Genomic DNA, 15,766 nt, shown 5'->3' with positions numbered 1-15,766 from the left:
AACCGCCGACATTCTGCTTGTAAGGCAGACGCTCTCCCAGCTGAGCTAATCACCCGTTTGCATCTCCGAGGCCGCGAAATTTACGCAGGTGGCGAAGCTAAGTCAATAGCAGGATTGGAGTTTTTCTGAAAAAGACGAAATTGCTTCATTCCTGAAGAAGCCATCGACCGATGGACCGCATTCGCGAGCAGGCTCGCTCCCACAGGACGCGGCTTCGCTTGTTATTCCGTGTAGATCATCTTCTTGGTCATGCCGCCATCGACGACAAATTCCTGGCCGGTGACAAATCCGGCATTCCTCGACAGCAACCACGCCACCATCGCCGCCACGTCCTCGACAGTCCCTACCCTGCCCGCCGGATGCTGAGCATGATCGGCATCGGCCAAAGGTTCGGCGCGACGCACCGAGGGATCACGGGCATCAATCCAGCCCGGACTGACTGCGTTCACGCGGATTTCCGGTCCAAGGCTGATTGCCAGCGCATGGGTCAGCGCCAACAGCCCGCCCTTGCTCGCAGCGTAGGCCTCGGAGTCCGCCTCCGACTGTCGCGCGCGGGTCGAGGCCAGATTGACGATCGAACCGTTGTGCGCACGCAGATACGGCGCACAGTGCTTGGCCAGCAACATCGGCCCGCTCAAATTCACCGCCAGCACCCGATTCCAATACGCCAGATCGAGGCTCTCCAGGGTGATGTTGTGCGGATCGGCGACCGCCGCGTTGCAGACCAATGCATCAAGGCGACCAAACTGCCCCAATACCTCGGCCACGCCCAGCGCGACCTGATTTTCGTCGGCGACGTCCATGGCGATGAACCAGGCGTTCTCGCCCAGCACCTTCGCCACTTTCGAACCACGCACCCGATCAAGATCGGTCAGCACCACCTGCCAGCCTTCGCTGATCAGCCAAGCGGCGATTCCGAGGCCAATACCGCGCGCAGCCCCGGTGACCAGCGCCACGCGGCCATGGGTGTTGGCCGCGGGTGTGGACAACTCGATCACAATGCCGCCAGACCGCGCGCCAGATCAGCTTGCAGGTCAGCCACGTCTTCCAGACCGACCGCAACGCGGATCAGACTGTCACGAATGCCTGCCGCTTCACGCTCCTGTGGCGCCAGACGGCCGTGGGAGGTGGTGCTTGGATGGGTGATCGTGGTTTTGCTGTCGCCGAGGTTGGCGGTGATCGAAATCAACCGCGTGGCATCGATAAAGCGCCAGGCGCCTTCTTTGCCGCCCTTGACCTCAAAGCTGACAACCGCACCGAAGCCCTTCTGCTGGCGCTGGGCCAGCTCGTGCTGCGGATGGCTCTTCAGACCGGCGTAATGGACCTTCTCGATGCCGTCCTGCTGCTCCAGCCATTCGGCCAGCGCCTGAGCGTTGGCGCAATGCGCTTTCATGCGCAGGTTGAGGGTCTCGAGGCCTTTGAGGAAGATCCACGCGTTGAACGGGCTGAGGGTCGGCCCGGCGGTCCGCAGGAAACCCACCACTTCTTTCATCTGCTCACCGCGACCGGCGACAACGCCGCCCATGCAGCGGCCCTGACCGTCGATGAACTTGGTCGCCGAGTGCACGACAATATCCGCGCCGAGCTTCAGCGGCTGCTGCAACGCCGGGGTGCAGAAGCAGTTGTCGACCACCAGCTGCGCGCCCTTGGCATGCGCGATTTCTGCCAGGGCGGCGATATCCACCAGCTCGGCCAACGGGTTGGACGGCGACTCGACAAAGAGCAGTTTGGTGTTGGACTTGATCGCCGCATCCCAGGCCGACAGATCGGCCAGCGGTACGTAATCGACTTCGACACCGAAGCGCTTGAAATACTTCTCGAAGAGGCTGATGGTCGAGCCGAACACGCTACGCGACACCAGCACGTGATCGCCAGCACTGCACAGGCTCATTACAACCGCCATGATCGCGGCCATGCCGGTGGCCGTGGCGACGGCCTGCTCGGCGCCTTCCAGCGCGGCGATGCGCTCTTCGAATGCGCGCACGGTCGGGTTGGTGTAACGCGAATAGACGTTGCCCGGCAATTCGCCGGCAAAGCGCGCCGCTGCATCGGCAGCGGTGCGGAACACGTAACTGGAGGTGAAGAACATCGGGTCACCGTGTTCGCCTTCCGGCGTGCGGTGCTGACCGGCACGGACGGCCAGGGTATCGAACGCTACGCCTTCGAGGTCGCTGTCCAGCCGACCGGCATCCCATTCCTGACTCATGCTGTCTCTCCTTTGTTCACGAACAATAAATATCAGATACAAAACCGGCCCCTCAGGGCCGGTGGAAACTCAGTTGTTGTACAGATCGATAATCGCACTGACTGCCTGGGTCTTGACCTTCGAGGCATCGTTGCGCGCCTGTTCGATCTTGTTCAGGTAAGCCTCGTCGACGTCACCGGTCACGTACTTGCCGTCGAACACTGCGCAATCGAAGTGCTCGATCTTGATCTTGCCGCCACCGACCGCTTCGATCAAGTCAGGCAAGTCCTGATAGATCAGCCAGTCAGCGCCGATCAGATCGGCCACGTCCTGAGTCGAACGGTTGTGCGCGATCAGTTCGTGAGCGCTCGGCATGTCGATACCGTAGACGTTCGGGAAGCGCACCGCAGGCGCCGCCGAGCAGAAGTAGACGTTTTTCGCGCCGGCTTCGCGGGCCATCTGGATGATCTGCTTGCAAGTGGTGCCGCGCACGATCGAGTCATCGACCAGCATGACGTTCTTGCCGCGGAATTCCAGCTCGATGGCGTTGAGCTTCTGGCGTACCGACTTCTTGCGCGCAGCCTGGCCCGGCATGATGAAGGTGCGACCGATGTAACGGTTCTTGACGAAGCCTTCGCGGAATTTCACGCCCAGGTGATTGGCCAGTTCCAGCGCAGCGGTACGGCTGGTGTCCGGAATCGGGATGACCACGTCGATGTCGTGCTCAGGACGCTCACGCAGGATTTTCTCGGCGAGTTTCTCGCCCATGCGCAGACGTGCTTTGTACACCGACACGCCGTCGATGATCGAATCCGGACGCGCCAGGTAGACGTGTTCGAAGATGCACGGGGTCAGGGACGGGTTGGTTGCGCACTGACGGGTGTGCAGCTTGCCATCTTCGGTGATGTATACCGCTTCGCCCGGCGCGAGGTCGCGAATCAGGGTGAAACCGAGCACGTCCAGGGAAACGCTTTCCGAGGCGATCATGTACTCGACGCCTTCGTCAGTGTGACGCTGGCCGAACACGATCGGGCGAATGCCGTGCGGGTCGCGGAAACCAACGATGCCGTAACCGGTGACCATCGCCACCACGGCGTAACCACCCACGCAGCGGTTGTGCACATCGGTCACAGCGGCGAACACGTCTTCTTCGGTCGGCTGCAGCTTGCCGCGCTGGGCCAGCTCGTGGGCGAACACGTTGAGCAGCACTTCCGAGTCGGAACTGGTGTTGACGTGACGCAGATCGGATTCGTAGATCTCTTTGGCCAACTGTTCAACGTTGGTCAGGTTACCGTTGTGCGCCAGGGTGATGCCATACGGCGAGTTGACGTAGAACGGCTGGGCTTCGGCCGACGTCGAGCTGCCGGCAGTCGGGTAACGGACGTGGCCGATACCCATGTGGCCGACCAGACGCTGCATGTGACGCTGCTGGAACACGTCACGCACCAGGCCATTATCCTTGCGCAGGAACAACCGGCCATCATGGCTGGTCACGATACCGGCAGCGTCCTGGCCGCGGTGCTGGAGCACGGTTAGCGCGTCATACAGCGCCTGATTGACGTTCGACTTACCGACGATACCGACGATGCCACACATGCGACGCAACCCCTACTTAATGGATCTGAACTGAACAGCACTCACTGAGGCGTTTTCGCCGTCGGCAAGAGCTGCTCCTTGAACGGAATCTCAGCGGGTACGCTGATTCCGCTGGCAAGCCACTGACTGCTCCACCCGAGTATCAGGTTTTTGGACCAGTCGGCGACCAATAGAAACTTGGGCACGAGCTGTGATTCTTTCCACCACCCGTCCTGCTGTACCGGCCCCAGGCTCAACAGCCCGACCGCCACGACCACCAGCAACACGCCACGCGCTGCGCCGAAGGCCATGCCGAGGAATCGATCGGTCCCGGACAACCCGGTGACGCGAACCAACTCGCCGATAAGATAATTGATCATTGCGCCCACGATCAGTGTGGCGACAAACATGATGGCACAGCCCGCAATCACGCGAGCCGATGGGGTTTCGATGTATCCGGCGAGGTACTCGGACAGTGAGCCACCAAACATCCAGGCAACCGCTCCTGCGATGATCCAGGTCAGCAGCGATAACGCTTCCTTTACGAAGCCGCGGCTCAGACTGATCAATGCGGAGATGGCGATGATTGCAACGATCGCCCAGTCAACCCAGGTAAATGGCACAGTGCAGCCTACAGACGGATAAGGCGGCGCATTTTAGCAGAGCGCATGGCTGTCGGTAAGCTGCGATTGTCAGTGCTTTTCAATCGAGGTGATAGATTTCAGCCACGTTCAGGCTGAAAACGGACAACGAAGCCCTTGAGGTTCTGTTGACGGCTCAGCAGATCACGCAGACGGTCGGCTTCGGCACGCTCGATCAGCGGACCGACGAACACCCGATTCTTGCCATCGGCCGAACGAATGTAGGCGTTATAACCCTGGCTGCGCAGGTTCTTCTGCAGACTCTCGGCGCTGGCGCGGCTCGACAGGCTGGCAAGTTGCACCGACCAACTCACCGACAGACCGTTGGCATCGACGCGGCTCTGCGTGGTGTCAGGCTTGCTGGTTGCCGAGGTGATTGGCTGAGCCGGCGCCGGAATCGGCTTGGCCACCGGTGGCGGCGTTGCCGGGCGGGCTATCTGCGCAGGGATGGTCGGTGCTGGCGCAGCCGGAGCAGCCGAAGCAGCCGAAGCAGCCGGGGCCGCAGGCACCGCTTCTTCAGCGACCTCTTCGTCCGTTGGCACCGGCTCTTGTGGCAAAGCCTGGGGCTCAGGCACGGCGACCGGTTCCATTTGCACCTGCGGCATTGCCGAAGGCTGAGGCGCAGCCGGGGCCTCGACGGTCACCTGACGCTGCTCGTCCTGACGGGAAAACAGCATCGGCAGGAAGATCACCGCCAGCGCCACCAGCACCAGCGCGCCAACCATGCGCTGCTTGTACGCTTTATCCAGCAAAGCCATTTGCCGCTTCCTCCGTGGAGCGCCGGGCCAGCCATTCAAGGGCCTCGGCGACACAATAAAATGATCCGAACAACAGAATCTCGTCGTCGCTGGTTGCCTCAGCGCACTGCCCTTCCAGAGCGGCCGCAACGCTGGCATAGGACGTAACCGAAGCACCAAGGTTCTGCAGCGCTGCCTCAAGCTCAGCTACGGGACGCGCACGCGGCGAATCCAGCGGCGCGACAGCCCAATGCGCGACACTAGCATTCAATTCGCCAACAACACCATCGAGATCCTTGTCCGCCAGCAACCCGAACACCGCCAGACGCTTGCCAACCGGCGGCCGCGCAGCCAGACGTCGCGCGAGATATTCAGCGGCATGCGGATTGTGACCGACATCCAGCAACAGGTTCAGGCGCTTGCCGTTCCATTCGAACGAACGACGATCGAGGCGCCCGACCACGCGCGTCGCCTGCAAGGCCGCGACAATCTGTTCGGCATTCCACGGCAAACCTGTCAGCAGATAGGCTTGCAGCGCCAGCGCGGCGTTTTCCATCGGCAGATCAAGCAGTGGCAAATCACGCAATTCGACCGCTTGGCCCTGCGCGTCGGTACCGCGCCACTGCCAGTGCTGCTCAGTGATGCCGAGATCGAAATCGCGACCACGCAGAAAAAACGGGCAAGCCAGTTCGCGTGCCTTGTCGAGCAGCGGTTGCGGAGGATTCAGGTCGCCACACAGAGCAGGCTTGCCCTGGCGGAAGATTCCGGCCTTCTCGAAGGCTACGGATTCGCGGGTATTGCCCAGATAATCGGCGTGATCGACGCCGATGCTGGTGACCAGCGCGATGTCGGCATCCACCACATTGACGGTATCCAGACGCCCGCCCAACCCCACTTCTAGCACCACAGCATCAAGCGCGGACTGTTGGAACAGCCAGAACGCCGCCAGGGTGCCCATTTCGAAGTAAGTCAGGGAAGTGTCGCCGCGGCCCGCCTCGACCGCAGCAAAGGCTTCGCACAGCTGGACGTCAGTGGCTTCGACGCCATTGAGCTGCACCCGCTCGTTGTAACGCAACAGGTGCGGAGAATTGTAGACGCCAACGCTCAGGCCCTGCGCACGCAGCAACGAAGCCACGAACGCGCAGGTCGAACCCTTGCCGTTGGTGCCGGTGACCGTGATCACACGAGGCGCCGGCTGGCCCAGCCCCATGCGGGACGCTACCTGTTGCGAACGCTCCAGGCCCATGTCGATGGCCGACGGATGCAACTGCTCGAGGTAGGCGAGCCATTCACCAAGGGTGCGCTGGGTCATACGTTGGCAGGCACCGGCGGAACCACGATCGGCTCGATCGGCGCGGCGACGAACTTCGGCGTCGGCTTGCCAGTCATCTGTGCCAGCAGGTTACCCAGACGTGGGCGCAGTTCCTGACGGTGGATGATCATGTCGATGGCGCCGTGTTCCAGCAGAAACTCGCTGCGCTGGAAGCCTTCCGGCAGTTTTTCGCGCACGGTCTGCTCGATTACCCGCGGACCGGCGAAGCCGATCAGGGCTTTCGGTTCGCCAACGATGACGTCACCGAGCATCGCCAGACTGGCGGAAACGCCGCCGTAGACCGGGTCGGTCAGTACGGAGATGAACGGAATGCCTTCTTCACGCAGGCGCGCCAGCACGGCCGAGGTCTTGGCCATCTGCATCAGCGAGATCAGCGCTTCCTGCATGCGCGCGCCACCGGAAGCGGCGAAGCAGATCATCGGGCAGCGGTTTTCCAGTGCGTAGTTGGCAGCGCGAACGAAGCGCTCACCGACGATGGCGCCCATGGAACCGCCCATGAAGTTGAATTCGAATGCCGAAACCACTACCGGCATGCCCAGCAGGGTACCGCTGACCGAGATCAGCGCATCTTTCTCGCCGGTCTGCTTCTGCGCAGCGACCAGGCGGTCCTTGTACTTCTTGCCGTCGCGGAATTTCAGACGGTCAACCGGCTCCAGGTCAGCACCCAGTTCGTTGCGGCCTTCCGGATCGAGGAAGATGTCGATACGCGCACGTGCGCCGATGCGCATGTGGTGGTTGCACTTGGGGCAAACGTCCAGGGTCTTTTCCAGCTCCGGACGGTACAACACCGCCTCACAGGACGGGCATTTGTGCCACAGACCTTCAGGCACCGAGCTCTTCTTGACCTCCGAGCGCATGATCGAAGGGATCAGTTTGTCTACTAACCAGTTGCTCATGCTTTCTTTCTCCAGTACCGGCGGCCCGAACGCTCTGGTTCGCAGCCCCGCGTATGCCCTTGAGCTAAATTCATGTGTGTGGCGATGGTTGATGAACAGTCGCGGTCAGCGCGAAACATGACCTGCGTACGATTCAGGAACCCTCAGCCGCGCCTGCTTTGTGCAAGTGCATTGATGGACGGCGGCAGACTGCCAGCCGTCACATCGACGATGTATTGCCGCGCACCGCGTTGATGAATGCGCGAATCCTGTGGTGATCCTTGATGCCTTTGCTCGCTTCTACCCCGCCGCTGACATCCACCGCGTAGGGCTTGACCCGCGCTACCGCATCAGCAACGTTCTCCGGCGTCAGGCCACCGGCCAGAATCAGCGGCTTGCTCAGGTGTTGCGGAATCAGTGACCAGTCAAACGCCTCGCCGGTTCCGCCAGGCACCCCTTCGACATAGGTGTCGAGCAGTACGCCACTGGCGCCGGGGAAGGCATCGCAGGCAGCGGCAATGTCATCGCCAGCCTTGACCCGCAGCGCCTTGATGTACGGACGATGCCAGCCTTCGCACTCCTCCGCGCTTTCGTCGCCATGGAATTGCAGCAGATCAAGCGGCACCGCATCGAGGATTTCTCCCAGCTCGCAACGACTGGCGTTGACGAACAGCCCCACGGTGGTGACGAACGGCGGCAACGCCTTGATGATCGCCCTTGCCTGCTGCACATTCACTGCACGCGGGCTCTTGGCGTAAAACACCAGACCAATCGCATCGGCGCCGGCTTCGACGGCGGCCAGCGCATCTTCGATGCGGGTAATGCCGCAGATCTTGCTGCGAACAGCTGACATGTCAGGAAAACCTCAAGGCAAAATCCGAAAACGTCCCGGATGGTAACAAAAGCGTCCGAGGGCGTCAGCCGTCAAGTTCGGAGAAACCCGTAAGGAAATGTGGCCCGATAAAGCGCTCGGGTAACGGGAATTCGTCGTGGTACTCGACCTGCACCAGATACAGCCCGTACGGATGCGCCGTCACCCCGCCGGAGCGACGCTCGCGACTCTCCAGCACTTCTTTCATCCACTCCACCGGGCGCTCACCGGCACCGATGGTCATCAGCACACCGGCAATATTGCGCACCATGTGATGCAGGAAGGCATTGGCACGAATGTCGAGCACGATCATCTTGCCGTGTCGGGTCACGCGCAGGTGATGCATCTTCTTGATCGGCGACTTTGCCTGGCACTGACCGGCCCGGAACGCGCTGAAGTCGTGGGTACCGATCAGGTACTGCGCGGCCTCGGCCATGCGCTCGGCGTCGAGCGGGCGGTGATTCCAGGTGATTTCTTCGTTGAGGTGCGCCGGGCGAATCTGATCGTTGTAGATCACATAGCGATAACGCCGGGCAATGGCCTTGAAGCGCGCATGAAAATGCGCCGGCATGACCCTGGCCCAACTGACGCTGATGTCGTGAGGCAGATTGATGTTGGCGCCCATGACCCAGGCTTTCAGCGAGCGATCAACCTGGGTGTCAAAGTGCACGACTTGGCCGCAGGCATGCACGCCGGCATCGGTACGCCCGGCGCATTGCAGGGAGACCGGCGAATTGGCGACTTTCGACAGAGCTTTTTCAAGCTCTTCCTGCACAGTCGCCACTCCGGTCAGCTGCCGTTGCCAGCCGCTGTAGCGCGAGCCTTTGTACTCAACGCCCAGTGCGACGCGGTAAAAGCCGTCGGGCGCCATTTCGGCGACCGGGTTATCTATATTTGCCAAGGTGGGACAGCCTGCTGATTTTGCAAAGGCGGGCATTATAAGGCGGTGGGCCGGGGATGCCAGAGTTCTCTATCGGCAGTACCGCCGCCTTCGCGAGCAGGCTCGCTCCCACATTTGCAATGCATCCCCCTGTGGGAGCGAGCCTGCTCGCGAAAGCAATCGTTCAGACACCGCCGAATCCGGCACCAACAAAAACGGCAGCCCCACCGGGCTGCCGCTTGTTGTTTACCGCTGAACTTACACCAGGTTGGAAAGCATTTCCTTGGCCTCGCCACGCTGCTTCTCGTCACCCTCGGTCAACACTTCGTTGAGGATGTCGCGCGCACCATCGGCGTCGCCCATGTCGATGTAGGCCTGGGCCAGATCGAGTTTGGTCGCCGCTTCGTCGGTGCCGGCGAGGAAGTCGAAATCGTCTTCGCCCAGATCGTCACCCATCGCCGCGTCCGCTTCGGTGAAGCTCGGCTCGGCCATGCTTTGCGACAGGCGATCCAGCTCGGCATTGACGTCGTCCAGCTCGGCCGAGAAGGCATCCGGCTCAGCAGCCGGGTTGCTGTCCATTTCGTCCGCCAGCGACAGGTCGAAATCAGCTGGCAGCTCCAGATCGTCCTGCGGCACGTCAGCGACAACCGGCGTCTCGACCGGGGGCAAGTCCTTCACGCCGTCGTCCAGATCCAGCAGGAAGTCATCTTCAGCCAACGTGGCCGGCGATGGTTCGGCGCCCAGATCCATATCCAGATCGAAGTCCGACAGATCGTCGAGATTGTCTTTCATCTCGGTCTGCTCTTGCAGCACCGAAGCGAAGCTCAGGTCGTCTTCGGCCGGAAACGCGTCGAGCTCGACCGGCGCTTCTGGCTCGGCTACTGGTGGAGGATTGACCGGGGTGATGTTGTCGAGGTCGTCCAGGCTCAAATCGAACGCGGTGTCGAGGTCGTCAGCGGCGGTCTCGGGCGCTTGCGGCTCGTCTTGCAGCAGTTCCTTGACGTACTGCGCGTCCAGCTCGGCAGCGACGGCGGCAGCCGCCAGTCCACCGGCAGCAACCACGGCCATGGCCGGGAAGCGGCTTTTCAGTGCTTCGACCTTGGCGAAGTTATCGCCATTAGCCACCAGTTGACGCTCTTGCGCAACGAACGCATCGCGATCGCCCTGCTGGCCGTAGACTTCCATCAGCTTCAGGCGCAGATCGCTGCGTTCCGGCTCAAGGCTGACGCCCTCTTCCAGCAGCGCGGCGGCTTGATTGAGGCGACCGGCATTGATGTGCGATTGCGCTTTGTCGAGCACGTCATCCGATCGCTCGCCGGCCGGGGCCACCAGAGGTGCGGCAATCGGCGCAGCCATCACCACCGGAGTGACGACCGGTGCAGGGGCTGGCGCAGGTGCCGGAGCTGGCGTATTGAGCTTGACGCTGGCTGCCGGGGTTTCCAGACCAGAGAAGCTGCTTTCCGGCAGATCCTGCTCAGCGGAGAACTCTTGCTCTTCAGCCAGAGCGCGGGCCATGCGCAGGTGCTTTTCGGCTTCCTGCTGGGCTTTGCGACGGCGCGCCAGCAGCAACAGCAGAAGCAGCAGAACCACCGCACCGCCGCCGATCAGGCCGAGCAGGATCGGATTGGTCAGCAGTTCATTGAAGGCTTTGTCGTCATCGGCGGCAGCAGGCGTGGTTTCGACCACCGGCTCGACGACTGGCTCAACCGGGGTTTCCGCCGGCGGCGCGATGGCCGACTCTGGAGTCGGTGAAGCCGCTGCGGCGTCGGCCGGAGTGGCTGGCGGTGTTGCGGCCAGTTCGGCAGTGATCGCCGGCACCGGCGGCACAGCAGCAGTGGCGCCAGGCGCAGCGCCGGCGCCGTCGGCCTGCATCTTCGCCAGTTGATTGTTCTTCAGCTCGATCAGCTTTTGCAGCTTGTCCAGTTGGCTCTGCAGATCAGCCATGCGGCTTTTCAGTTCCTCGTTGTCACGACGGGTCGTGTCGAGGTTTTCCTGGGTGATCGCCAGTTTGTTGCTCAGCGCCTTGGCGTCGCCCGCCGGGCCTTTCGCACCGGGCTTGGCGCTTTCCGCCGAGACCAGGCTCAGATTGTCCTGTGTGTTGGCCGCTGCACCAGCATTGCCACGACCACGATTGGTCGCATCCAGCTGCTGCTGACCGGTGCCAGGCTTGGCCGTGTAACGACGGCCCTGACGCCAGGCTTCGTTCTGCGCCGCCACTTCAGCGATGGCCGCCGATTGCGGCAGCGCCGTGCTTTGTACCGGATCGGGCAGACGCAGCACCTGGCCGGTTTTCAGACGGTTGATGTTGCCGTCGATAAAGGCATTCGGATTGAGCGCCTGAATCGCCAGCATGGTCTGCTGCACCGAGCCACCGTTGCGCGCCTTCGCGGCGATTTCCCACAGGGTGTCGCGCGGCGTGGTGGTGTATTGATTGCGATGGGTGGCGCCAGTGGTTGGCGCAGTGATGGTCTGCGACGGCGCCGGTTGCGCGGCGGCGTCTGCGGTCTGCGGCGAGAATTTCGACGGATCGAGCAGCACGCTGTAATCACGCAGCAGGCGGCCATTGGGCCACATCACCTGCACGAGGAACTTCACCATCGGTTCCGACAGCGGTTGGCTCGAGGTTACGCGCAACACGCTTTTGCCGCTGGCGTTGAGTACCGGGGTGAACGTCAGATCATTGAGAAAGGCCTGCCGATCGACGCCAGCCTTGGCGAAGTCTTCAGGGGAAGCCAGGCTCGGCACCACCTCGGCGGCGGTGAGATCCTTGACGTCGAGCAGCTCGATTTCAGCCACCAACGGTTGGTTCAGGGTCGACTTCAGGGTCAGCTCCCCGAGCCCGAGGGCATGCGCCATACCGGAGGACAGCGCCGAGGCGGCCGCTATTGCTAACACCAGTTTGCGAACTTGAACCATAGCCTCATCCTTTGTTTGAACGTTCCTCGGCCAGCGAGAAGCTTTTGAATACCGCTGCCGTAAGGCATTGCGCGCGACGACGGGGGTCGCCGCGCGCGATCATTTCGGTGCTGCCCCGGAAAGTCCCGGAGGGTGACTCGTCATCGACGCGCTTCGGGCAAGCATAGCGCTCACCTAGAATCAGTCGACAAATTGTTGCCAAGTATCTTTTACAGCAGGTCTTTTATCAACAACTCAGCCAGTTGCACGGCATTGAGCGCCGCGCCTTTGCGTACGTTATCTGACGTCAGCCAAAGATTTAGTTCCGCCGGGTCGTCGACGCCACTGCGCACGCGGCCTACGTAGACCACGTCCTGCCCCACCGCATCGCCGACCGCGGTCGGATAATCGCCAGCCTCGACCAGCTCGATGCCCGGTGCAGCCTCGAGCGCGGCGTTGACCTTTTCCAGGTCAACAGCGCTGCCTGACTGCAAGGTCACGCTAAAGCTATCGCCAAAAAACACCGGGGCTTGAACGCAAGTGGCAGAAATCTTCAATAAAGGTTTTGCCAGGACCTGACGCAACTCGCGTACCAGACGCTTTTCCAGCAGCGTATGGCCTTGCGCATCAGGCGCACCGACTTGCGCCAGCAGGTTGAACGCCATCTGCCGGTCGAAGAACGTCGGTTCCAGCGGACGCATGTTGAGCAGCTCGGCGGTCTGCCGCGCGAGCTCGGTGACCGCCTCGCGGCCTTGCGCCGAAACGGCCAGGTTGGCGGTGACGTTGACGTATTGCAGATCGAGCAGATCGAGCAACGGCGCCAGCACCACGGCAAGCGTAGTGGCCGACGGGCTTGGGCTGCTGACCTGGAACGGGCTTTTCAGACTGGCGAGAATATCGGCATTGGCCTCGGGCACCACTTGTGGCGCCTGATCGGCAGGCAGCGCGCCGGACAGGTCGATCAACGAGCAACCGGCAGCATGGGCGCGAGCGGCGTAGCTCAGCGACACCGCAGCGCCAGCGGCGAAGAACACCAGTCTGACCTTGCTGAAATCGAACTCGTCGACCTCGCGCACGCGGACGTTTTTGTTGCGGAACAGCACCGAGCTGCCGGCCGATTCACTGCTGGCCAGCAGGTGCAGGTTGCCGACCGGAAAGTCGCGCTCTTCGAGAATCTGTACGAGGGTTTCGCCGACAGTACCGGTGGCGCCGATAACGGCGATATCGAAAGTCTGGGTCATGGAGCTACCTCTGGCAAAACGGGGGGAGCGGCACTTTACCGGGTGGGTGGCGCACAGGCAATTTCTGCAGGATTTGCGGCGGCTGGACCGGCCCTTTCGCGAGCAGGCTCGCTCCCACAGGGACCGCATTTCAATGTGGGAGCGAGCCTGCTCGCGAAAAAGGCAGTACAGACACCGGAGAAATCCTTGGCATAAAAAAACCCGCACCTCTCACAAGGCACGGGCTCTTTCATTGCTTCAAGCGATCAACGCTCCAGCAGGATCCGCAGCATGCGGCGCAGCGGTTCGGCCGCGCCCCACAGCAGCTGGTCGCCGACGGTGAAGGCACCGACGAATTGCGAACCCATGTTCAGCTTGCGCAGACGACCGACCGGAACATTCAGGGTGCCGGTGACCTTGGTCGGACTCAGCTCCTGCATGCTGATCTCGCGGTTGTTCGGTACCAGCTTGACCCACGGGTTGTGCTGGCTGATCAGCCCTTCGATATCGGCGATCGGTACGTCTTTGTTCAGCTTGATGGTCAGCGCCTGGCTGTGGCAGCGCATGGCGCCGATGCGCACGCAGATGCCGTCGACCGGGATCGGGCTCTTGAAGCGACCGAGGATCTTGTTGGTCTCGGCCTGGGCCTTCCACTCCTCGCGGCTCTGACCGTTTGGCAGTTCCTTGTCGATCCACGGGATCAGGCTGCCGGCCAGCGGTACGCCGAAGTTTTCGGTCGGGTAGGCTTCGCTGCGCATGGCCTCGGCCACGCGACGGTCGATGTCGAGGATCGCGCTGGCCGGGTCGGCCAGTTGATCGGCGACAGCGGCGTGGGTCGCGCCCATCTGCTTGATCAGTTCACGCATGTTCTGCGCGCCGGCACCGGAAGCCGCCTGATAGGTCATGGCGCTCATCCACTCGACCAGACCGGCCTCGAACAGACCGCCCAGACCCATCAGCATCAGGCTGACGGTGCAGTTGCCGCCGATGTAATTCTTGGTGCCCGCGTCCAGTTGCTGGTCAATGACCTTGCGATTGACCGGGTCAAGAATGATCACCGCGTCATCGTTCATGCGCAGGCTCGACGCCGCGTCGATCCAGTAGCCCTGCCAGCCGGCTTCGCGCAGCTTGGGGAATACTTCGCTGGTGTAGTCGCCGCCTTGGCAGGTCAGGATCACGTCGAGGGTCTTCAGCTCGTCAATGCTGTAAGCGTCCTTGAGCGGAGCAATGTCCTTGCCCACGGACGGGCCTTGGCCACCGACATTGGACGTGGTGAAAAACACCGGCTCGATAAGATCGAAATCCTGCTCTTCCAGCATCCGCTGCATGAGCACGGAACCGACCATCCCGCGCCAACCGATCAGACCTACACGTTTCATCGCAACTACACCTTCTTGAAAAGTGGGCCGCTGCTTTGTATTGAATTTCGCAGCGGGCCCGAGAGATTACAGATTCCGCAGCGCGGCGACTACTGCGTCGCCCATTTCCTGCGTACCGACTTTGGTACAACCGGCCGAGTGGATGTCGCCGGTGCGCAAGCCCTGATCGAGCACGACGCTGACGGCTTTTTCGATGGCATCGGCAGCGTCGTGCAGATTGAAGCTGTAACGCAGCATCATCGACACCGACAGGATCGTCGCCAGCGGGTTGGCAATGCCTTTACCGGCAATGTCCGGCGCCGAACCGTGGCACGGCTCGTACATGCCCTTGTTGTTGGAATCCAGCGAGGCCGACGGCAGCATGCCGATCGAACCGGTGAGCATCGACGCTTCGTCGGAGAGGATGTCGCCGAACATGTTGTCGGTGACGATCACGTCGAACTGCTTGGGTGCGCGCACCAACTGCATGGCGGCGTTGTCGACGTACATGTGGCTCAGTTCGACTTCCGGGTAATCCTTGGCCACCTGCTCGACCACTTCACGCCACAACTGGCTGGATGCCAGCACGTTGGCCTTGTCCACCGAGCAGAGCTTCTTGCCACGAACCATGGCCATGTCGAAACCGACACGGGCGATGCGGCGAATTTCGCTTTCGCTGTACGGCAGGGTGTCGTAGGACTGACGCTCGCCATTGTCCAGCGTACGGGTACCACGCGGCGCGCCGAAGTAAATGCCGCCGGTCAGCTCACGGACGATGAGGATGTCCAGACCGGCAACGATTTCCGGCTTCAGGCTCGACGCGTCGGCCAGTTGCGGATAGAGGATCGCCGGGCGCAGGTTGCCGAACAGGCCCAGTTGCGCACGGATTTTCAGCAGACCGCGTTCAGGGCGGATATCACGCTCGATGGTGTCCCATTTCGGGCCACCGACAGCGCCCAGCAGCACGGCGTCGGCAGCGCGGGCGCGATCAAGGGTTTCGTCGGCCAGCGGCACGCCATGCTTGTCGATGGCCGCGCCACCGATCACGTCGTGGCTCAGCTCGAAGCCCAGGCTGTACTTGTCATTGGCCAATTCCAGCACCTTGACCGCTTCGGCCATGATTTCCGGACCAATACCGTCACCCGGGAGAATCAGAATCTGCTTGCTCATGCTTTCCTCGTGTCTTCAAGCGGTGC

General features: G+C 61.8%; 13 protein-coding genes. All 13 read right to left on the bottom strand.

The genetic code is table 11. The annotated features are described in order from the left end of the window. Positions 1–221: 221 nt before the first annotated feature. Entirely contained in the window at positions 222–998 is a 777-nt protein-coding gene (locus D8U82_RS09995; RefSeq protein WP_122706896.1) for an SDR family oxidoreductase, read from the bottom strand. Further along, on the bottom strand, positions 995–2,206 hold the full coding sequence (locus D8U82_RS09990; RefSeq protein ID WP_130902136.1) for an O-succinylhomoserine sulfhydrylase: 1,212 nt from the start codon (positions 2,204–2,206) through the stop codon (positions 995–997). The genes D8U82_RS09995 and D8U82_RS09990 overlap by 4 nt, the downstream gene beginning before the upstream one ends. Before the next feature lie 69 nt (positions 2,207–2,275). Then, a complete protein-coding gene (gene purF / locus D8U82_RS09985; RefSeq protein WP_016773943.1) occupies positions 2,276–3,781 on the bottom strand; it encodes an amidophosphoribosyltransferase in 1,506 nt (501 codons plus the stop codon). A gap of 41 nt (positions 3,782–3,822) precedes the next feature. Further along, positions 3,823–4,383, bottom strand: a complete 561-nt coding sequence (locus D8U82_RS09980) for a CvpA family protein (RefSeq protein ID WP_016773942.1) — start codon at positions 4,381–4,383, stop codon at positions 3,823–3,825. 98 nt (positions 4,384–4,481) lie between these two features. Further along, positions 4,482–5,159 carry an SPOR domain-containing protein gene (locus D8U82_RS09975; protein ID WP_130902135.1) on the bottom strand — a complete coding sequence of 226 codons (678 nt, stop codon included), beginning with the start codon at positions 5,157–5,159 and terminating at the stop codon, positions 4,482–4,484. Next, positions 5,143–6,450 (bottom strand): bifunctional tetrahydrofolate synthase/dihydrofolate synthase, encoded by a 1,308-nt coding sequence (gene folC, locus D8U82_RS09970; RefSeq protein ID WP_130902134.1) that lies wholly within the window; start codon positions 6,448–6,450, stop codon positions 5,143–5,145. Before folC ends, D8U82_RS09975 begins: the two co-directional genes overlap by 17 nt. Then, a complete protein-coding gene (gene accD, locus D8U82_RS09965) occupies positions 6,447–7,367 on the bottom strand; it encodes an acetyl-CoA carboxylase, carboxyltransferase subunit beta (protein ID WP_016773939.1) in 921 nt (306 codons plus the stop codon). The genes folC and accD overlap by 4 nt, the downstream gene beginning before the upstream one ends. Before the next feature lie 199 nt (positions 7,368–7,566). After that, positions 7,567–8,199: a phosphoribosylanthranilate isomerase gene (locus D8U82_RS09960; protein WP_095179496.1), complete on the bottom strand. Its 633-nt coding sequence runs from the start codon at positions 8,197–8,199 to the stop codon at positions 7,567–7,569. Positions 8,200–8,263: 64 nt separating this feature from the next. Continuing rightward, positions 8,264–9,088, bottom strand: a complete 825-nt coding sequence (gene truA, locus D8U82_RS09955; protein ID WP_016773937.1) for a tRNA pseudouridine(38-40) synthase TruA — start codon at positions 9,086–9,088, stop codon at positions 8,264–8,266. A 267-nt stretch (positions 9,089–9,355) separates the two neighbouring features. Next, positions 9,356–12,013: a FimV/HubP family polar landmark protein gene (locus D8U82_RS09950; RefSeq protein ID WP_130902133.1), complete on the bottom strand. Its 2,658-nt coding sequence runs from the start codon at positions 12,011–12,013 to the stop codon at positions 9,356–9,358. Between the two features lie 209 nt (positions 12,014–12,222). Further along, positions 12,223–13,233, bottom strand: coding sequence for an aspartate-semialdehyde dehydrogenase (locus D8U82_RS09945; RefSeq protein WP_125927227.1), 1,011 nt, complete (start codon positions 13,231–13,233; stop codon positions 12,223–12,225). A 245-nt stretch (positions 13,234–13,478) separates the two neighbouring features. Then, on the bottom strand, positions 13,479–14,591 hold the full coding sequence (gene asd / locus D8U82_RS09940) for an aspartate-semialdehyde dehydrogenase (RefSeq protein WP_071171651.1): 1,113 nt from the start codon (positions 14,589–14,591) through the stop codon (positions 13,479–13,481). Between the two features lie 66 nt (positions 14,592–14,657). Next, positions 14,658–15,740, bottom strand: coding sequence for a 3-isopropylmalate dehydrogenase (leuB, locus tag D8U82_RS09935; protein ID WP_016773933.1), 1,083 nt, complete (start codon positions 15,738–15,740; stop codon positions 14,658–14,660). Positions 15,741–15,766: the final 26 nt, after the last annotated feature.

It is taken from the genome of Pseudomonas sp. Sample_23 (assembly GCF_004307595.1).
Taxonomy (GTDB): Bacteria; Pseudomonadota; Gammaproteobacteria; order Pseudomonadales; family Pseudomonadaceae; genus Aquipseudomonas; species Aquipseudomonas atacamensis.
Note: the sequence above shows the minus strand (reverse complement) of the source record. Positions and strands in the feature narration are given on the sequence as shown.

Bases quoted from the DNA above. Each gene is read 5' to 3' on its own strand.
- D8U82_RS09990 (WP_130902136.1), bottom strand. From the start codon at position 2,206: ATGAGTCAGGAATGGGATGCCGGTCGGCTGGACAGCGACCTCGAAGGC.
- purF (WP_016773943.1), bottom strand. From the start codon at position 3,781: ATGTGTGGCATCGTCGGTATCGTCGGTAAGTCGAACGTCAATCAGGCG.
- D8U82_RS09975 (WP_130902135.1), bottom strand. From the start codon at position 5,159: ATGGCTTTGCTGGATAAAGCGTACAAGCAGCGCATGGTTGGCGCGCTG.
- folC (WP_130902134.1), bottom strand. From the start codon at position 6,450: ATGACCCAGCGCACCCTTGGTGAATGGCTCGCCTACCTCGAGCAGTTG.
- accD (WP_016773939.1), bottom strand. From the start codon at position 7,367: ATGAGCAACTGGTTAGTAGACAAACTGATCCCTTCGATCATGCGCTCG.
- D8U82_RS09960 (WP_095179496.1), bottom strand. From the start codon at position 8,199: ATGTCAGCTGTTCGCAGCAAGATCTGCGGCATTACCCGCATCGAAGAT.
- truA (WP_016773937.1), bottom strand. From the start codon at position 9,088: ATGGCGCCCGACGGCTTTTACCGCGTCGCACTGGGCGTTGAGTACAAA.
- D8U82_RS09950 (WP_130902133.1), bottom strand. From the start codon at position 12,013: ATGGTTCAAGTTCGCAAACTGGTGTTAGCAATAGCGGCCGCCTCGGCG.
- D8U82_RS09945 (WP_125927227.1), bottom strand. From the start codon at position 13,233: ATGACCCAGACTTTCGATATCGCCGTTATCGGCGCCACCGGTACTGTC.
- asd (WP_071171651.1), bottom strand. From the start codon at position 14,591: ATGAAACGTGTAGGTCTGATCGGTTGGCGCGGGATGGTCGGTTCCGTG.
- leuB (WP_016773933.1), bottom strand. From the start codon at position 15,740: ATGAGCAAGCAGATTCTGATTCTCCCGGGTGACGGTATTGGTCCGGAA.